The organism is Hungatella sp. SB206, assembly GCF_051132295.1.
Classification (GTDB): domain Bacteria; phylum Bacillota; class Clostridia; order Lachnospirales; family Lachnospiraceae; genus Hungatella; species Hungatella effluvii.
This window is the reverse complement of record NZ_CP096603.1, coordinates 2,559,042-2,575,708: the sequence shown is the minus strand read 5'-3', so window position 1 is coordinate 2,575,708 and position 16,667 is coordinate 2,559,042. Positions and strand designations below refer to the sequence as shown.

The following is a 16,667-nucleotide window of genomic DNA, read 5'->3' as shown; positions in this document are numbered from 1 at the left end:
AATCCTTCTTCCGTGAAAGCCTGTTTTCCTGCCAATCAGGCTTCTGTCTTCTCAAACACCTTTGCAACTTCCTTCATGACCTCGCTTACCTTGATCATCTGCGGACACTCCTTCTCGCAGCGGTGGCAGGAGCGGCAGTCGCCCGCTTTCTTTTCCAGAGCCTCGTACTCCGCCCTGGCCTCTTCCTCCCTGTGCGCCGCAGTCATGTTGTACAGCGAGAATATCTTCGGGATATCCAGGCCAAATGGACATGGCATACAGTATCTGCATCCGGTACATCCCACCAAAGCCATGGAATCAAAGACGCGCTTTGCCTCTTTTACCACCTCTTTGTCCTGCTCCGTCGCCATACCCACGCTGCTTCTTTTCGCGTACTCCAGATTCTCTTCCACCTGCTTTTCATCGCTCATTCCGCTGAGCAGCAGGCTGACCTCAGGCTGATCCCAGAGGAAATCCAGCGCGTACTCCACAGGAGACTTGTCCTCCGGAAATACCTTCTTTAAATGGGATGCCGGATTCGCCAGCCTCCCGCCCAGCAAAGGCTCCATGATCACCACCCCGAGGCCTCTCTCAGCGGCATACTTAAGCCCCTTTGTTCCAGCCTGGTGCTCGGTGTCCACGTAATTATACTGAATCTGGCAGAAATCCCATCCATCATAATAATCTATGATATCCTGAAACACGTCATATGAATCATGGAAGGAAAATCCAAGATAGCGGATCTTTCCCTCAGCCTTCGCTTTTTCCATCCGCTTAATCAGTTCAAACGGCTTTACCTTGTCCTCCATGCGTTCGCCGCTCAGAGCGTGAAGCAGATAAAAATCGATATGATCCGTGTTCAGCTTCTCCAGCTGCTCATCCAGAATAGTCTCGAAATCCTCCGCCTTCTCCAGCTTCCATACGGGACATTTGGTCGCAAGATACGTTTTCTCCCTGTATCCGTCTGCCAGCGCTTTTCCCACGATTTTCTCGCTCTCTCCCAGATGGTAAGGATAAGCGGTGTCAATGTAATTCACGCCCTCATCGATGGCATGACGGATCATCCCGATAGCGCGTTCCTTATCGACCACCTCATCGTGAAGCAGTGGAAATCTCATGGTTCCGAACCCCAGCGCTGACACTTTAATTCCTGTCTTTCCAAAATTGCGGTATTGCATCTTAGTCCTCCCTGATGTATAAAATTTTGATTTTATTTTACCACATATTTCCTGTATTCTAAAGTATTTTCTGGCTATATTTATCTGCACTAGTTGTAAAATAGTTACATATCTGGTAAAATAGGGTATCAACGAAAGAAAGAGGTGACTGTTATGCAAAAATACGTTTGTGAGCCATGTGGATACATATATGATCCGGCTGATGGAGATCCGGACAACGGAATCAATCCAGGCACAGCTTTTGAAGATCTTCCTGAGGATTGGGTATGTCCGCTCTGCGGAATGGGCAAAGATGTCTTTGTTCCGGAGGATTAATAAGTACTGCAGCAAAACCGGTCCTCACAGGCTTTTAAGCCTCTGTGCTGACCGGTTTTTCATTTGGATATATGGATATACCATTTATCAGATTTCGGTTGAGATAAAGATATCGTAGATCGCCTTGATGGCCGCCTCAAAATCTGCATTTTTAACGCCGATAATGATGTTTAACTCACTGGAGCCCTGGTCGATCATCTTGACGTTGACACGGGCGTGGGCCAGCGCGGAGAAGATTCTTCCGGCGGTGCCTCTCGTGGCCTTCATGCCGCGTCCCACGACGGCAACTAACGCCAGGTCAGATTCCAGTTCCACGAAATCAGGCTCGACGGCGCGGTGGATTCCCGCGATCACGGACTGTTCGTATTCCTCGAATTCGGACTGATGGACAAACACGGTCATGGTATCGATTCCCGAAGGCATATGCTCGAAGGAAATGCCGTATTTTTCAAATACCTCCAGAACCTTGCGGCCGAACCCTACCTCGGCGTTCATCATGGCTTTCTCAATGTTGATGGAGCAGAAGCCCTTCTTGCCCGCAACTCCCGTAATGGTATAGCGCGGCTTGCGGCAGGTGCTCTCCACGATCAGGGTGCCCTTCTCCTCCGGCCTGTTGGTGTTGCGGATATTGATCGGAATGCCTTCTTTTCTGACCGGGAAGATGGCGTCCTCATGCAGAACGCTGGCTCCCATGTAGGCCAGCTCACGGAGTTCTCTGTATGTAATGGTCTCAATGACCTCCGGATTATCGATGATACGCGGATCCGCTACGAGGAAGCCGGAGACATCGGTCCAGTTCTCATACATATCAGCATGGATGGCCTTCGCCACAATGGAGCCTGTGACATCGGATCCGCCTCTTGAGAACGTACGGATGCTTCCGCTGTGAGTGGCGCCGTAAAAGCCCGGAATAACCGCGCGCTCCACATGCTCTAAGCGTTCTCCCAGCTCACGGTTGGTGATATCCGCCTCGAAGCTGCCGTCTTCATCGAAGAAGATGACCTCTGCCGCGTCGATGAATTCATAGCCTAAATAGTTGGCCATGACGATGCCGTTTAAGTACTCGCCTCTGGATGCCGCGTAATCACGGCCGGCCTTCTTTATGAAATTTTCCTCGATGGTCTCGAATTCATGATCCAGATTCAGGTTTAAATCGAGTCCGTCGATGATCTCCATGTAACGGCTCTTAATCTTCTCCAGAATCTTCTTGTAGCTTTTTCCCTCTGCCGCCGCATCGTAACACTGATACAGCATATCCGTAACCTTCTCGTCCTTGTCGTTTCTCTTGCCCGGCGCAGATGGAACCACATAGCGTCTGCTCTTTTCGGAACGAATGATGTCCCCAACCTTCTTAAACTGTCTTGCACTGGCCAGAGAACTGCCGCCGAATTTCACAACCTTTTTCATGTCTTCTTTCTCCTCTGTCACATATCCAATTTATTTAACCGAAATAATATCGTACTTGCCGGGCGCTGTCAAGTGTTTTGTAAAACGGTTTTTTCAGCCTCCTGGCGCGCGGCCAGAACTTTATGATGCTTCAGCCAGCCTCCCGACGCGACACGCGCGGCGTAGACCACCGCTCTCACGGCCCAGTCCAGAACCATGGCAATCCAGACACCGATCAGCCCCATGCCAAGATACCGTCCCAGAACGAAGCTCATGGCAATCCGGCACAGAAACATGGACGCAATGGTAATGCACATGGCAAATTTCACGTCATCTGCGGCACGCAGGGCATTGGGAAGCGCAAAGGATGGCGCCCAGATCAGCACGCAGCATAATCCGTGAAGCGTGCAGATGATTCTGGCCAGCTCCGCCGTCTGTTCTGACACATGGTAGAAGCCGATAATGTGCGGCAGAAATACCAGCATCGGAAAACAGATGAGGAAGTGCGCTCCCATGATGAGGAAAATAAAGTTCTTTGCATACCGTTTCGCCTCCTGATACCGTTTCGCGCCCACGGCCTGCCCCACCACGGTTATCATGGCCAGGGAGATGGCGCTGCCCGGAATCACCTGAAAGGAACAGATGGTTCCCGCCACCGCATTGGCGGCAATGGAGGTCGTACCGAAGCTGGAGACCAGCCCCGCCACAAGAAGCTTACCGCCCTGAAAGAGGCCGTTTTCCACTCCCATGGGAACTCCGATCCCCATGATCCGCCGGATGATGGCAGGATGGAAGCCCAGATGAAAGTTTTTGTCGATGCACAGCGGAAGCTTTGGATTCCGGATCACCCACACCAGGATGACTGCCGCGGTAATTCGTGACAGCAGCGTGGAGATCCCGGCCCCGGCCACCTCCAGATGAAAGCCGTAAATCAGAATGGCATTTCCCACAATGTTGATCCCGTTCATCAGCATGGACACCTTCATGGATATCCCGGAATTGCCCATGGAGCGGCAGATAGCCGCCGACCCGTTATACACCGCCAGAAACGGAAACGACAGCGCCGTCAGGTAGTAATACGTTCTGGCGTAATTCATGACAGATGGTTCGATCTTCCCGTAAATCGTCCGCAGAATCTGGTAGTTGAACAGTAAGGACAACACCATTAAAACCGTTGAAAATATCAGAACCACAAGAATCAGCTGATTGGAGGCCTTTAACGCCTCCTCCCTGTTTTCGTCCCCCAACTCCTGGGCCGCTATGACAGCGCCTCCGGTAGCCATGGCGGTAAACACGTTGATCAACAGAATATTAAGCGTATCCACAAGGGAAATTCCTGAGACCGCGGTCTCCCCCACTCCGGCCACCATGATCGTATCCGCCATTCCCACTAAGACGGCGAGAAACTGTTCGATGATCAGCGGCAGAATCAGCCGCCTGATGGCCGCCTTCGAAAATATCGGTGCTTCTTCCATTTCTCTCTCCCTATTGTATACTGCCCTCCGGCTTCTTATGACCGTTTCGAAGCATTCGGAGGATTCGTCTGTTTGCCGCGTCATTTTGTTTGTCTGACACGGACATCCATCCCGAAAAAGAGTCGTCCTGATTCGCCTCGCCGCAGATATCCACACCCAGAATCCGGCGGCTCTCCAGACAGCGGTACGCCCTCTCAAGCTGTTCCAGCGTCATGGTTCCCTGATCCCAGTCAGTCACCACTTCCTTTCGCCCGAACGCGTCCTTGTCTATGGACAGATACACGGCCTCCGACACCTCTGTTTCCAGAGCCTTAAGCCATGAGTCATCTGCCCCTGCCGCGTTCTCCGAAAACACCTGCACGCGGTCCGCATACTCTGATTCTACGGTATCTGCCAGCGAATCCGCGACACCGATCAGGATCACCTTTTTTAAGTATGGCTGGTCATCCAGCGCCCGTTTGATCCAGCAGCCGCAGGACAAAATTCCAGCAAATATAGAAGGCTTCATATCCGTATGATGGTCAAATACCACCAGGGTAAACGGCTCCCGAATCTTCCTCACCATGAGATAGCTTAAATAGTGGAAATTTCCGCCGTCTATAAAGTGAATCCAGCCTGACAGCCCACTGATCCGCGCCTCAATCTCCTCCATGGATGCCTCATCACAGAATCCGTTTACCCCGGACAAATCCGAACAGTCAATCCATTCACAGTCCCCATCTTTATAGAAGCTTTCTCTCTCGTAAACTCCTGTAAAATTCAGCACTGAAACTGATATCATCGTTCTCTTCTCCCGATTGGTCTTCCCTTTCCGGCGTTCTTAAACGCCCAGCTTTTCCATCTCTTCGTTGACAGAGGCCTCGCAGGAACGCATGGCCTCAATGGTCTTTTCAAACAACTCCTCTAACGTCCAACCGAGCCTTTCGGCTCCCTGGGCGATCACCTCGCGGGAACAGCCTGCCGCGAACCGTTTATCCTTGTATTTTTTCTTCAAACTGGAGACCTCCATATCCATGACGCTCTTCGACGGACGCATTCTGGCGGCAGCTCCGATCAGGCCTGTGAGTTCGTCTGACGCGAACAGTACCTTCTCCATATCATGCTCCGGTTCCACATCAGAGACGAGTCCATAGCCATGGCTTACGACCGCATGAACAAGCTCCGGTTCAGCCCCTGCTTCGGCCAGAAGCTCCGGCGCCTTGATGCAGTGCTCCTCCGGATAATTTTCAAAATCCACATCGTGAAGAAGGCCGGCGATTCCCCAGAAATCCTCGTCCTCACCGTATCCCAGTTCCTTTGCATACCAGCGCATGGTGCCTTCCACCGTAAGCCCGTGAAGTATATGGAAGGGCTCCTTATTATATTTCATAAGAAGGGAAAGCGCATGGTCTCTCGTTACATTTGTTTTCATATTCCTGTCACTCCTCTGTAATTTGGTAACTATTCAGCCGTGCGGCAGTTTGTACAGAAACGTGTGTTACAAGCTCGCTTGTATAAACACTTTTCTGTGCAAACTGGCATAGGGCGGAACGCCCGGGCTTCTTGTTTTCGCTCTTTTCGAAAACAAGAAGATGCACGGTTGAGTAGTTACATAATATTTATGTTGTCATCCATCATATCACTGCTGATTTCCGATATCAAGCTTGAAATGCCGGTTTCCCCCACAACTTTGATCCCATGCTCCTTGAGAAGGCGGGCTGTCACCCCGTCTCCGGCCGTCTTAGCGCCCGAAAAGGTTCCGTCGTAGATGATTCCACTGCCGCAGGACGGGCTGCGCTCCTTCAAAATGGCGTACCGGCATCCATACAGCTTTGCGATCTTAAGCGCTTCCTCCCCGCCCTTTTCGAAATACGCTGTCACATCCTGGCCCTTCCGGTTCATCACCTGAACACGCCCGCCGTCTCTCCGGCATTCCGACGGCTCTCTGGGGGTCTCCAGCCCTCCCATCTGCTCCGGACAGACCGGGATCAGTTCATACTCCCGAAGCAGCTTCAGTACCTCGTCACGACAGCCGTTCTTTCCGTCGTAGCGGCAGTTGACACCCAGCAGACAGGCGCTGACCAGTATTCTTGTATTTTTCTTATCCATGGATAAGCCTCCTTCCAAAATCGTCTCCGGGAACTATGGCCTCAGATCCCTTACTATTTTCAGTTTGTTTTCATTACATCCCGCATCTTCCAGCATGGAATCCATGTATTTTCCGAAAAAGAGCTCTGCGCCTTTTTCTTTCCAAAGTTTCCAGCCCTCGGTATCCGTCACTTCTTTTTCCGGTTTTGTCATGCCGGCAAAGTAGTTCCTGTTCATCTCCACGGCCAGTTCCGTCATCTGCGCCAGCTCCTCCTCCGAAACTGACAGCGCTTGCAGCTCTTTCTTTATCTTTTTTCGCGTGCACGCGTCAAAATACGCCTTGGACAGCGCTTCAAAATCCCCATATTCACCGGGGATTCCAGCTTTTTCCTCAGCCCATCGATCCACATTTACCGGCTTCGTTTCATACGCGATGCTTCCATCCGGATCAACCGTCAAAACGCCGTACCGGTGCGGGGACACGGTGAGGGATCCGGTTGCGATGTCATAAAGGCCGCCGCGCTCTGCAATATGCTGGATATGAACGTGACCGCTTAGATTCAAAGCGATCCCATGAGCTTTCAGCAGCTGTTCCATCTCCTCATGATGATCCAGCAGGAAGCCCTGTGACAGAAGTTTGTTCTGGGCCAGGACATTCTGGTGAGTCACCGTGAAGATGGAGGCCCCCGCTTCCTCAGCGCGTTTCATCTGCCGCTCCGCCCACTGCATCGTGGAATCCTTAATCCGGCCGGGTGCATCCTCCGTATTCGCGTCCAGAAGCAGCAGCCAGACCCGTTCCGACAGCTCATACAGAAAGCTTAAGGATTCTTCATCCTTTCCAGTTGCGTCCTGATACCCCAGACTGCCATATATATCACGAAATTCTTCGCCGCTGACCCGTTCCGTCCTCGTCACCGTCTCTGCCTCAAATTGGGCGGCAAACGGATAAAGGATATCATGATTTCCGGGCAGCACAAGAACCGGGATTCCCTGTTCCTGCAGCTTGAACAGCTTCCCGGCCAGTTCCTCATGGCTTGTCTTCTCACCGTTAAAACTGAGATCTCCGCTTAAAATAAGCGCGTCCGGATGCAGCTTCTCTACCTCCTCTAAAAAAGCGTCCGTAATCTCCGGCGCGTACTGAGTCAGCTTTCCATCCCCATTTCCGACCATTCTCATAAATCCGGTTCCATAGTCCGTAAGCTCCGGTGATAAATAGTGCAGATCTGTGGCAGTCACGACGGTAAGAGGAGAAGTCTCTTTCTCCGCCAATGGCCTGCTGCTCCCGCAGCCTCCAAGTGCGGCACAGAGAAATGACAGAAATACAATATGTGTTTTTTTGATCATAGACGTCCCATCCTGTTTATCTTAATTTCGCAGTTTAAATTGTTACATGATATCAGACTTTGCATTTAAGACTGTTTCATGATATCAGACTTCGCATATCAAACAGCTTCATTATATCAAACCTCTATTCGAGGCACAAGCTTGTAAAAGCGGTAACACTGCCTTATAATGAAATCTGCAGTTTCACACAACCGATGAAAAGGATACTATGTAATTTATGAAAAAGAAACACAGCCCGATTTTGTGTAAAAAAAGAATAAAACATCTGATTTCCGATGTCAGACACTGCCTGCCCGGAATACTTCTGTGCGCAATTTTCCTTTCTGGCATGACTGCCGCTGCTGGCAAGGTGTGCCCGGCCCGGCTCTTATTGGGGATTCCATGCCCCGGCTGCGGACTTACCCGAGCCGCCGTCCTGTTGTTAAAAGGGGATATCCACGGCAGTCTTCTGCACAATCCATTTCTCCTGCCGCTATTGGCCGGAGGGCTTTTATTTCTGTACGAGCATTACGTCCTGGAACGAAAAGCGCGCCTGTTTTCCGTCTACATAGCCGTATGCATCTTCCTTATGGTCGTGTTCTATATCATCCGCATGAAATACTGGTTTCCTGACCGGCCGCCCATGATCTATGAGCCCCGGAACCTGCTGCACCTGCTTTTCACAGTTCTGAAATCCCCGGGGAGCCTGTAACCCGGCAAAGAAAAAATAGACAAATTACGACAGTATATGATATAATTTTAACGGTAGATAGATTAAATTACAGGAGGTACTAAGTATGGAAAACAACACAATGGCGACAGATCCTAATAAGGCTGTCATGACCATGGGGGAATGGCTGATCACGTTAATCGTTCTGGCTATCCCATGTGTCAATGTAATTATGTATTTTGTCTGGGCATTTGGCAATGGAAACGAGAACAGGAAGAATTTCTGCCGCGCCGGACTGATCGTTATGGCAGTGGGAATCGTGCTGTCCTTAATTTTATACGCTGTAGTTGGCGCAAGCCTGGCTGCTGCATTAAGTGCAGGCTATTAAGTTTCATAAAACGGCATCAGCCGATAAGGGGCGGCCGCACCGATGACTGTACAATCATCAGGGCGGCCGCCCCTTTCGTATCTTCTTTTCAGATTTATGCCTTTTCCTCTCTCTTTCTCATCACCGTATCAATAATCCCATATTCCTTCGCCTCTTCGGCGCTCATAAAATGATCCCGCTCCGTATCCCGCCAGATCTCTTCCTCCGTTCTTCCCGTATTTTCAGCCAGAATCCGATTCAGCCGTCTCTTATCCTGCTGAAGCTTCTCAGAATAGATCTGGATATCCGTCGCCTTTCCTCCGATCTTCTCCACTGCCGGCTGATGTATCATGATTTCAGAGTTGGGGAGGGCAAAACGCTTGCCCTTCGTCCCCCCGGCCAGCAGAAATGCGCCGAAACTGGCTGCAAGTCCGATACAGATCGTCGATACATTGCACCGGATATAACGCATCGTGTCGTAAATGGCCAGACCGGCCGTAATAGAACCACCCGGACTGTTAATATAGAAGGAAATGTCCTTCGCCGGGTCCTCCGCTTCCAGAAATAACAGCTGGGCCACCGCCAGCCGGGCCGTCTCATCGTTCACTTCTTCCCCCAGAAAGATAATTCTGTCCTTTAACAGACGGGAAAAGAGGTCGTAACTGCGCTCCCCCTTTGACGTCGTCTCGATCACACTCGGTACCAGACTCATGCCGCACACCTCCAGTTATTCTTTCTTCCGCAGAAGGCGGTTCCCCCTGTCTTCTTCTGCTTTGTCTGCTCACGAAGAGGCGTAAAATGCTTCCGTTCCCGGTAGGTAAACGGCGTGCATCCGTAAGCCCGCCGGAATGCCAGTGTAAACGCCTGCTGAGACTGATAATCCGCCTCGCCGGATATCTCAACGATCGTCTTGTCCGTCTCCACCAGCTTTCTGGCCGCCTCCGTCAGTCTCCGTTCCATGATATAGCGGTGAATGGTACAGCCGGTTTCCTCAGCAAAAATCCTGTTCAAATAAAAACGGGAATACCCCGTATGTGCTTCCAATGCTTCCAGGCTCAAATTTTCCCCGGTTCCCATGTTTTTCTCAACAGACTCCAGAATGTCCTTTACGATTCTGTTTTTTCCATCCATTTATTGCCACACCTCCAGTTATGTTCCAATACAAAACCATCTTCCTCATGGGAAATCAGGTCTCTTTTCTCCCATTATAACAGGCTGCCTTCACTCTGTCTTAATAAAAAATGAAGTTTCCGCTAAAAATCCATCCTTCCGGTTATACTATAATGCAATGGACCGCTGAATTCATACTAAGTTCGTATAAAAATACAATGACATTTTCCCGATTTTGTAGTATACTTCTTACGAAATTATATGTGTGAGATTATGACGAAAGGATGGCTTCATTATGTACTGTGTAAAAAATATTAAAGATGACCTGTTCTGGGTCGGCGGAAGCGACCGCAGACTCGCCCTGTTCGAGAACGCATACCCTATTCCAAACGGGATCTCCTATAATTCTTATCTTCTTTTAGATGAAAAAACCGTTCTCTTCGACACGGTCGACCGGGCAATCACCGGGCAGTTTTTCGAAAATGTGGAATCCGTTCTGGCAGGAAGAACGCTGGACTATGTGATCATTAATCATATGGAACCGGACCACTGCGCAACACTCGGCGAACTGATCAGACGATATCCGGATGTCTCCGTGGTCTGCAACGCAAAGACGATTCCGATCATCAAGCAGTTCTATGAATTTGATATCGATACCAGAGCCGTGATCATGAAAGAAAACGACACCTTCTGTTCCGGCAGACATACCTTCACCTTCCTGATGGCCCCCATGGTACACTGGCCGGAGGTCATGGTGACGTATGACACCACGGACAAGATCCTTTTCTCCGCGGATGCCTTCGGTACCTTCGGCGCCATGAACGGCAACTTATTTGCGGATGAACTCTATTTCGAACGTGACTGGCTGGCTGATGCCAGAAGATATTATACCAATATCGTCGGAAAGTACGGCGCATCGGTTCAGACGCTGCTTAAAAAAGCCGCCGCACTGGACATCGACATACTCTGCCCGCTCCACGGTCCTGTATGGAGATCCGATATCGCATGGTATGTGGACAAGTATTTAACCTGGAGCAGCTACGAACCGGAAGAGAAAGCCGTCATGATCGCATACGGTTCCATCTACGGCAACACGGAGAATGCGGCGAATATTCTGGCCTGCCGGCTGGCAGACCGCGGCGTGAAGAACATTGTCATGTATGATGTCTCCTCCACGCATCCGTCCACCATCATCTCCGAGGCCTTCCGCTGCAGCCACCTCGTATTCGCTTCCGCGACGTATAACGGCGGCATCTTCAGCTGTATGGAGCACGTACTCCTCGATTTAAAGGCTCACAATCTGCAGAACCGCACCGTGGCACTCCTGGAAAATGGTTCCTGGGGCGTAACAGCCGGACGTAAGATGGGAGAGATCATCTCCGAGATGAAGAACATGACCATACTCGATGAAACCATCACGATCAAATCCTCCTTAAAGGAAGACCAGATGGCGGAACTCGGTGCTCTGGCAAATTTAATTGTAGATTCCATGAATTAGCGGGTCCGGTACGACGGACTCTCCTGACAAACAGTAAAAAGCCCTGTCCGGAACTGCGTGGTCTGACACGCCTTCCCGGACAGGGCTTTTTCGTATCGCGTTCGTAAAGCCGCGCAGTATGGACGCCGGCGCCATGCAGTACAGTCCTTCGTCACTCGTCCGCGCGGTAAATGGCAAACACCGTACTCAAACGGGCCGGATACGATTCCATGATCTCGCCGTCATAGACGATTCGGATCTCATCTCCCACCCTCACCTCGGGCACGCCCTCTGCGGATATGACATTCGTCGGCACGGTAATGCGGTCCGCTGATTTCCGTTCTTCTTCCCCTTCATCCGGCTCCACCAGAAAATACTGGTCCGAAATCTCCAGCACCATACCGCAAAAATATCTCTGTCCTGCTTCCTCCGAAGTAAAAAGCATCCAACAAAATACACCAGCGATACAGAGAAACAGGATCCTCAAACTATTTCCACACTTTTTCATCTAGATCACCTCAGTAAAAAACATCCGTCCATCAGAGTCCGTCAACACGGCCTTTGCACCGCGGAACCGGTAACTGGAAAGTAAGAGCGGCTTCTCCCTGAAAATCACATCTGCCGGCGCCCGGTTGCCCAACTGTTCCCCTTTTATCTCATACCGGTAAAACTGGGAATGCCTGCCATATCCGCCATCCATGATAAGAGCCGTATGACTCCGGTTGATCAGGAACTCGGAACATCCTTCCGCCTTCGGGCGGTAGATGACATCCCTCTTAAAATCAGTCTTCACCAGATGAAACTCGTCGTAATAATAGAACCACAGCGCGCCCTGTTCATCCACATTCATCGCATAGCAGTCATAGATCGGATATTTTTTATTTTCCCACAACCGCTGTCCCCGGGCATCCCATACGATCAGACCGCATGCGCCCACCGGCTGGTCCCAGCCAAAATTTCCGAACACGCCCTCGTCGAAGTATCCGGTAATGATGCGGCCGTCTTCCGTCACGATACAGCTCTCGATTCCGTCACCCAGGCACATCTCTGCCAGCTTTGTGCCATCCTTTTTTAAGAGAACTCCGTTATTCTCCGCTGTCCCGTCTTTATATTTCCTGCACCGGGCGCCTACCAGAAGAATATCTTCGCCCAGAGGCATGACGTGATGAAAATTCATCTCATGAAACCCCAGCGGATACATCTCTCCCCCCAGCAGCGTCCCATCCGTCCAGTTTACCCAGAGGCACAGCGCATGGTAGTCCGTATTCGCCTCAGTATCCACAAACATCCCGTTGATCCGTTCCGGCACCGAACGGGCAAACAGAAGCCATACGCTGCCGTCGTAACCGATCGTATCATTCACAAAGGTCTCATGTTCCAGTCCATACTGCTTCTGCAGCGCATTTCTCTCTGTATAGCTGGTCACATATATATTTCTGTCCATCCCAAATCCCCTTCTCACACGGTTATAAATCGGTTATAAGCTGCTTATCATTCGCGTGTGTCTGCACTTATAGGCCTTCACAGCCTCTTCCAGCTTCTCTAAAAAGGCTTCCTCTCCGAATGTATTGAGCTTAAAGAACATGGCCTGGCTTCCACCGGATGTGATGGCAGTCAGCCTGAGTTCCCCTTCATATCCCAGAATCGTCACATTCAAACTGACGCGGTTGCCTCCCATATAGCTGTACCTCTCATATACCATTGTACAGCACCGCACACCGTTAATCTCCTCCTCATGCTCGTCTTCGAACGATGCGGATACACTGCCGTTTAAAATTTCATTTTTTAAGTATTTTTTTAAATGGTCCAGATTCCCAGTTAAGTCAGCTTCAAATTTTGCCATGTATCTCACTCCCTTCTGCCGCAGCCGGCGTATCATCATAGACCGCGAACGGCAGCCACTCCACCGGCTCTCCTCTGTTCTGAATGGCATCTGCAAATGCTTCCACTTCTTCTTTCGAATTCTCTAAGAGTCCAAATCTTCCCGGTTTCAATTCGAACCGTTTCATCAATTCTTCCTGAAGGGAATTGCACAGGTACGTGTGGAAACCTGAGATATCCCAGCCAAGAAGATCAAAGCCAAGGAATCGACGTTCTTCGGTTCCAGTCACTTCTTTCTTTTGGATTATCCTGTCCTCCAGAGACGGCAGGAGTGCCTCTTCCAGCGCAATCCCGATCAGGCGGTATCCCGGATCCACGCCCCTCCGATTATAAAAATAACGCCTGTATATGTCTTCTGCGTCCTGTTTGAACAGGAACCGGCTGTCTGTATCCAGCCGGTCCTCCCCGAACAGACGCAGGGTTTCTTCTGAAAAATCTATAAATTCCTGTTTCTCCATCCCAAGCCGTTTCCGGTATTTCTCTTTTTGCCTTTCATCACTGGTCATGCAGGAAAATGGCTGCGGCTCCGCATCACAGATGCAGCCGCTGGCAGTCAGAATCCATTCGGAAAAATCCTTTAGAAATTCCGGGCACCGGCAGGGACGTATGATATAATAGCCATAATTTACATACATTTCTGTGTCCTTCCTTTTCTGGCTCTATTTTACCAGATATTATTTTCCCATGTCTTTCATTTTCCTTAATATTTACGCTACAACATTTGTCATATAAGTGAAAGAAAATAAAGGTATGGAAGAAATATTCTCCATACCTTTTTACTCAGTATCCTGATAGTGTGTAGTCCTGTATAAAGTTGATTTCCCTGTCCCGTTTACACCAGCATATAAAATGTATTTTTTCATTTAGAACCTCTTTTGAGCTATTACTTTCTTTTGCTTTCTCTGCAAAATAAAATCACTTAACATAGAAAAAAAATCCTGCTCTTCTTCTGTCTCTGCATTTAAAACCAACTCCATAGTTTCGTCTATATCCATATCCTTACATTCCTCATATAATTTCTTTGCAGCTTCGGCCTTCGACATAAATTTTTCCTCCTTGTTCTAAAAAAACAGAAGTAACGCTGAAAGTCAAATTTATCGACCTTTCAGCCCTTCAATTAACACCACCAAATTTGATGGTGATATCTTCTCGGGTTCTATCTTTCACTTCATTCATACCACTGCGCAAGCAGCGAATCGGAAGTATGTCATTACATTACATGTTAATGCAACAGTAATGTTTATTATACAAGAAAAAGTGTTAAAAGAAAAGGCATAAAGTTTTTTCTTCCCCTCTATTTTCTTTGCATTTCATGCTTAATACCGCACTTCCAAGACCCATTCGCCGCTTGTATATCCCCTTTTAAAATGATATACTGGTAACACTTAGCGAAGCATCTTTAAGCTAAGCGCGCATCTTAAAATGGTCTTAAAGGTGTGTTTCGGCAGGAAACACAGCAGTTTTCTGAAAAGGGTGAGAATCATGTGCAGAAACAAAAAGAAAAACAACGATGTATTGCTCCATGCAAAGCCGGCAGAATCAGCGACATTTGCATGGAGTAGCTGCAGTCGCTGATCAAGTACGGCTTTGCTGCCTGACAATAAAAAACAGGGAGTGAAGCGCTATGAAATATATCAATGCGGCCGCGGTTCTTCCCGCCTCGCTGGTGGAAGAGCTGCAGAATTACGTTCAGTCCGGATATCTTTATGTTCCGGCCAGGGAAGACCAGCACAGGGCCTGGGGCGAACGGAACGGAGGCCGGGAGGAACTGAGGAAACGCAACAAAGATATCCTTGATGCATGGCAGAATGGAGTGTCCATGGAGACGCTGGCGGACCAGTACTGCCTCTCTATACATGCCATACGGAAAATCATTTATCAGAAATAACGATTACTCGCACGCTCTGCGCACGAGTCACCGTGACAATCATGGAAGGACTGCGGAAAACAGTCCTTCTTTTTTTGTACAAAACAGTACAGAAGCGACTGGTAGATTGAGATTTCACGGAATTTCGGGTATCCTTAACAGAAAGGATAGAAAGAAAAAAACAGAAAGAAAAGAGGTTGTTACAGATGAACACTTACGAGACTGCGCGGATGGGATATGGGGAAGCCGATATCACACCGGATACTGTTGTTGAACTGGTCGGATTTTTCCGTCCGGACAATCACTCAAGGGGCATCCGCGACCCCTTGAAGCTCCAGACAATGGTCTGGGAATACGGGGGAGAAACGGCCTGTCTTATTACCCTGGACAGCCTTGGTTTTACCGTCCATTTGGCCAATGCCCTGCGGGGCCTCATTGCGGACCTGCTTCATACGGGAACCGATCACGTCATGACTGCATTTTCTCATACACATTCCGCCCCGAACGCCGCAGAGGAGCCTGAATACTTTGATTTCGTATGCCGCAGGGCGCAGAGTGCCGTAAAAGACGCTCTGAGCAGTCTGTCTCCTGCCTTGGCTTCATGGGGCATCGGAAAAAATACTGTGGGATTGAACCGCAGAACGGATTCCACCGACTTCGACAACCGGCTTGGAATCCTGTCTGTCACCGCACCGGAAAACGAATCTCACAGGGTGCTGCTGCTGCGGGTCACTGCCCATGCCAACATTCTCTCCAGCGACAATTATCTCATATCAGCCGACTACTTTGGCATTACAAGAGAGCAGTTGGAAGCGCGCTTCGGCTGCAAAATCATGATGATGCAGGGCGCCTCCGGAGACGTACGGCCTCGGTTTCATCAGGAAAACACAGAGTATCTGGAGATTCACGGCTTCGAGGCGGCGGCGAAGGGATTTTCAGAAGAGTATCAGAAAATATACCGGCTTCAGAGCCAAAAGGCCCTGGAGCAGACGGCAGAGGCTATCTGCCAGGCCGTGTCAGCCGTTCTTCCCACAATGGAAGCGGAGCCTGTCACTCATCTGACCATGAAGTCGGTTTTCAGCCATTTTACAGCGGATGTTCCCTCCCTGGCACAGGCGGAGCGGATTGCCGATGAGGCGCTTATGGAGGCCGGCATCGATGGAACCGACTGGCTCCGGGAAGTGAAACGCCTTAACGGCGAGGGTATTTCACAACAGTTTTCAGAGGTGGAAATACAGTACTTTTCCCTCAATGACGGCTGTCTGTGCGGGATTGCCAATGAAGCCATGTGCAGGATTTCCATTGACGCCATGGAGGCTGCCGGAACGCCGCTGCTCTTTTTAAACGGCTATACCAATGGCTGTAACAGCTACTTACCGACGGCCGGGGAGTATGAGAAAGGCGGCTATGAGGTGCTCTGGTCAAATCTCGTATATTTTCCATACCACGGCCGGGTCATGCCCTTTAACCGCGATACGGCCGGACAGCTTGTTGAGGAAGTGGTTCAGAACTGGAAAGATTAGCCTGTGATTATTCTGTATGTGGATAGAAACCGCTAAAATACTGATTCCA

At 49.8% G+C, this 16,667-nt stretch carries 20 protein-coding genes; 6 read left to right on the top strand and 14 right to left on the bottom strand.

The features are described 5' to 3' along the window. Positions 1 to 35: 35 nt before the first annotated feature. Entirely contained in the window at positions 36 to 1,157 is a 1,122-nt protein-coding gene (locus M1L66_RS11170) for an aldo/keto reductase (protein WP_434692950.1), read from the bottom strand. A gap of 153 nt (positions 1,158 to 1,310) precedes the next feature. Between M1L66_RS11170 and rd the strand changes: the two genes are divergently transcribed. Then, complete coding sequence (rd, locus tag M1L66_RS11165) at positions 1,311 to 1,472, top strand: rubredoxin (RefSeq protein WP_055655477.1); 162 nt, start codon at positions 1,311 to 1,313, stop codon at positions 1,470 to 1,472. 87 nt (positions 1,473 to 1,559) lie between these two features. Here rd and M1L66_RS11160 read toward each other — a convergent pair whose 3' ends face one another. From M1L66_RS11160 to M1L66_RS11135, 6 genes are all read right to left on the bottom strand, one after another. Continuing rightward, a complete protein-coding gene (locus M1L66_RS11160) occupies positions 1,560 to 2,879 on the bottom strand; it encodes an aspartate kinase (RefSeq protein WP_187021308.1) in 1,320 nt (439 codons plus the stop codon). Positions 2,880 to 2,947: 68 nt separating this feature from the next. After that, positions 2,948 to 4,333, bottom strand: coding sequence for an MATE family efflux transporter (locus M1L66_RS11155; protein WP_187021310.1), 1,386 nt, complete (start codon positions 4,331 to 4,333; stop codon positions 2,948 to 2,950). Between the two features lie 10 nt (positions 4,334 to 4,343). Next, entirely contained in the window at positions 4,344 to 5,114 is a 771-nt protein-coding gene (locus tag M1L66_RS11150) for an arginase family protein (protein ID WP_187021312.1), read from the bottom strand. 39 nt (positions 5,115 to 5,153) lie between these two features. Continuing rightward, a complete protein-coding gene (locus M1L66_RS11145) occupies positions 5,154 to 5,744 on the bottom strand; it encodes a hydrolase (RefSeq protein WP_434692946.1) in 591 nt (196 codons plus the stop codon). Positions 5,745 to 5,920: 176 nt separating this feature from the next. Further along, entirely contained in the window at positions 5,921 to 6,421 is a 501-nt protein-coding gene (locus M1L66_RS11140; protein ID WP_434692943.1) for a DUF523 domain-containing protein, read from the bottom strand. A 33-nt stretch (positions 6,422 to 6,454) separates the two neighbouring features. Next, on the bottom strand, positions 6,455 to 7,744 hold the full coding sequence (locus M1L66_RS11135; protein WP_434692940.1) for a metallophosphoesterase: 1,290 nt from the start codon (positions 7,742 to 7,744) through the stop codon (positions 6,455 to 6,457). A 217-nt stretch (positions 7,745 to 7,961) separates the two neighbouring features. On the opposite strand from M1L66_RS11135, the gene M1L66_RS11130 reads away from it, so the two are divergent. Then, positions 7,962 to 8,435, top strand: coding sequence for a DUF2752 domain-containing protein (locus tag M1L66_RS11130; RefSeq protein ID WP_187021318.1), 474 nt, complete (start codon positions 7,962 to 7,964; stop codon positions 8,433 to 8,435). A gap of 85 nt (positions 8,436 to 8,520) precedes the next feature. Further along, positions 8,521 to 8,781 carry a hypothetical protein gene (locus M1L66_RS11125; protein WP_187021320.1) on the top strand — a complete coding sequence of 87 codons (261 nt, stop codon included), beginning with the start codon at positions 8,521 to 8,523 and terminating at the stop codon, positions 8,779 to 8,781. A 94-nt stretch (positions 8,782 to 8,875) separates the two neighbouring features. Here M1L66_RS11125 and M1L66_RS11120 read toward each other — a convergent pair whose 3' ends face one another. Both M1L66_RS11120 and M1L66_RS11115 read right to left on the bottom strand, forming a co-directional pair. Then, a complete protein-coding gene (locus tag M1L66_RS11120) occupies positions 8,876 to 9,472 on the bottom strand; it encodes an ATP-dependent Clp protease proteolytic subunit (RefSeq protein WP_434692937.1) in 597 nt (198 codons plus the stop codon). Next, positions 9,469 to 9,891, bottom strand: a complete 423-nt coding sequence (locus tag M1L66_RS11115; RefSeq protein WP_187021324.1) for a helix-turn-helix domain-containing protein — start codon at positions 9,889 to 9,891, stop codon at positions 9,469 to 9,471. Before M1L66_RS11115 ends, M1L66_RS11120 begins: the two co-directional genes overlap by 4 nt. 274 nt (positions 9,892 to 10,165) lie before the next feature. Between M1L66_RS11115 and M1L66_RS11110 the strand changes: the two genes are divergently transcribed. Further along, positions 10,166 to 11,368, top strand: a complete 1,203-nt coding sequence (locus M1L66_RS11110) for an FprA family A-type flavoprotein (RefSeq protein WP_434692934.1) — start codon at positions 10,166 to 10,168, stop codon at positions 11,366 to 11,368. 151 nt (positions 11,369 to 11,519) lie between these two features. Here the strand turns inward: M1L66_RS11110 and M1L66_RS11105 are convergent, their stop codons facing one another. From M1L66_RS11105 to M1L66_RS11085, 5 genes are all read right to left on the bottom strand, one after another. Beyond that, the gene (locus tag M1L66_RS11105) at positions 11,520 to 11,855 is read right to left on the bottom strand and encodes a DUF3221 domain-containing protein (protein WP_187021326.1); all 336 of its coding nucleotides are present in this window, start codon (positions 11,853 to 11,855) and stop codon (positions 11,520 to 11,522) included. Further along, positions 11,856 to 12,791: a hypothetical protein gene (locus M1L66_RS11100; RefSeq protein WP_434692931.1), complete on the bottom strand. Its 936-nt coding sequence runs from the start codon at positions 12,789 to 12,791 to the stop codon at positions 11,856 to 11,858. It abuts the gene before it with no gap. Positions 12,792 to 12,824: 33 nt separating this feature from the next. Further along, the gene (locus tag M1L66_RS11095) at positions 12,825 to 13,190 is read right to left on the bottom strand and encodes a DUF6054 family protein (protein WP_434692929.1); all 366 of its coding nucleotides are present in this window, start codon (positions 13,188 to 13,190) and stop codon (positions 12,825 to 12,827) included. Beyond that, positions 13,177 to 13,863, bottom strand: a complete 687-nt coding sequence (locus M1L66_RS11090) for a hypothetical protein (RefSeq protein ID WP_187021332.1) — start codon at positions 13,861 to 13,863, stop codon at positions 13,177 to 13,179. The genes M1L66_RS11095 and M1L66_RS11090 overlap by 14 nt, the downstream gene beginning before the upstream one ends. A gap of 228 nt (positions 13,864 to 14,091) precedes the next feature. Continuing rightward, positions 14,092 to 14,271, bottom strand: coding sequence for a hypothetical protein (locus tag M1L66_RS11085; protein WP_002600396.1), 180 nt, complete (start codon positions 14,269 to 14,271; stop codon positions 14,092 to 14,094). A gap of 581 nt (positions 14,272 to 14,852) precedes the next feature. Here M1L66_RS11085 and M1L66_RS11080 point away from each other — a divergent pair. Next, the gene (locus M1L66_RS11080) at positions 14,853 to 15,116 is read left to right on the top strand and encodes a CD3324 family protein (RefSeq protein WP_002600397.1); all 264 of its coding nucleotides are present in this window, start codon (positions 14,853 to 14,855) and stop codon (positions 15,114 to 15,116) included. A 185-nt stretch (positions 15,117 to 15,301) separates the two neighbouring features. After that, positions 15,302 to 16,618 carry a hypothetical protein gene (locus M1L66_RS11075; RefSeq protein WP_434692926.1) on the top strand — a complete coding sequence of 439 codons (1,317 nt, stop codon included), beginning with the start codon at positions 15,302 to 15,304 and terminating at the stop codon, positions 16,616 to 16,618. Positions 16,619 to 16,667 lie beyond the last annotated feature (49 nt).

Coding starts and splice junctions, on each gene's coding strand:
- M1L66_RS11145 (WP_434692946.1), bottom strand. CDS start 5,744: ATGAAAACAAATGTAACGAGAGACCATGCGCTTTCCCTTCTTATGAAA.
- M1L66_RS11100 (WP_434692931.1), bottom strand. CDS start 12,791: ATGGACAGAAATATATATGTGACCAGCTATACAGAGAGAAATGCGCTG.
- M1L66_RS11095 (WP_434692929.1), bottom strand. CDS start 13,190: ATGGCAAAATTTGAAGCTGACTTAACTGGGAATCTGGACCATTTAAAA.
- M1L66_RS11160 (WP_187021308.1), bottom strand. CDS start 2,879: ATGAAAAAGGTTGTGAAATTCGGCGGCAGTTCTCTGGCCAGTGCAAGA.
- M1L66_RS11105 (WP_187021326.1), bottom strand. CDS start 11,855: ATGAAAAAGTGTGGAAATAGTTTGAGGATCCTGTTTCTCTGTATCGCT.
- M1L66_RS11090 (WP_187021332.1), bottom strand. CDS start 13,863: ATGTATGTAAATTATGGCTATTATATCATACGTCCCTGCCGGTGCCCG.
- M1L66_RS11135 (WP_434692940.1), bottom strand. CDS start 7,744: ATGATCAAAAAAACACATATTGTATTTCTGTCATTTCTCTGTGCCGCA.
- M1L66_RS11080 (WP_002600397.1), top strand. CDS start 14,853: ATGAAATATATCAATGCGGCCGCGGTTCTTCCCGCCTCGCTGGTGGAA.
- rd (WP_055655477.1), top strand. CDS start 1,311: ATGCAAAAATACGTTTGTGAGCCATGTGGATACATATATGATCCGGCT.
- M1L66_RS11125 (WP_187021320.1), top strand. CDS start 8,521: ATGGAAAACAACACAATGGCGACAGATCCTAATAAGGCTGTCATGACC.
- M1L66_RS11155 (WP_187021310.1), bottom strand. CDS start 4,333: ATGGAAGAAGCACCGATATTTTCGAAGGCGGCCATCAGGCGGCTGATT.
- M1L66_RS11120 (WP_434692937.1), bottom strand. CDS start 9,472: ATGAGTCTGGTACCGAGTGTGATCGAGACGACGTCAAAGGGGGAGCGC.
- M1L66_RS11075 (WP_434692926.1), top strand. CDS start 15,302: ATGAACACTTACGAGACTGCGCGGATGGGATATGGGGAAGCCGATATC.
- M1L66_RS11140 (WP_434692943.1), bottom strand. CDS start 6,421: ATGGATAAGAAAAATACAAGAATACTGGTCAGCGCCTGTCTGCTGGGT.
- M1L66_RS11150 (WP_187021312.1), bottom strand. CDS start 5,114: ATGATATCAGTTTCAGTGCTGAATTTTACAGGAGTTTACGAGAGAGAA.
- M1L66_RS11085 (WP_002600396.1), bottom strand. CDS start 14,271: ATGTCGAAGGCCGAAGCTGCAAAGAAATTATATGAGGAATGTAAGGAT.
- M1L66_RS11115 (WP_187021324.1), bottom strand. CDS start 9,891: ATGGATGGAAAAAACAGAATCGTAAAGGACATTCTGGAGTCTGTTGAG.
- M1L66_RS11110 (WP_434692934.1), top strand. CDS start 10,166: ATGTACTGTGTAAAAAATATTAAAGATGACCTGTTCTGGGTCGGCGGA.
- M1L66_RS11170 (WP_434692950.1), bottom strand. CDS start 1,157: ATGCAATACCGCAATTTTGGAAAGACAGGAATTAAAGTGTCAGCGCTG.
- M1L66_RS11130 (WP_187021318.1), top strand. CDS start 7,962: ATGAAAAAGAAACACAGCCCGATTTTGTGTAAAAAAAGAATAAAACAT.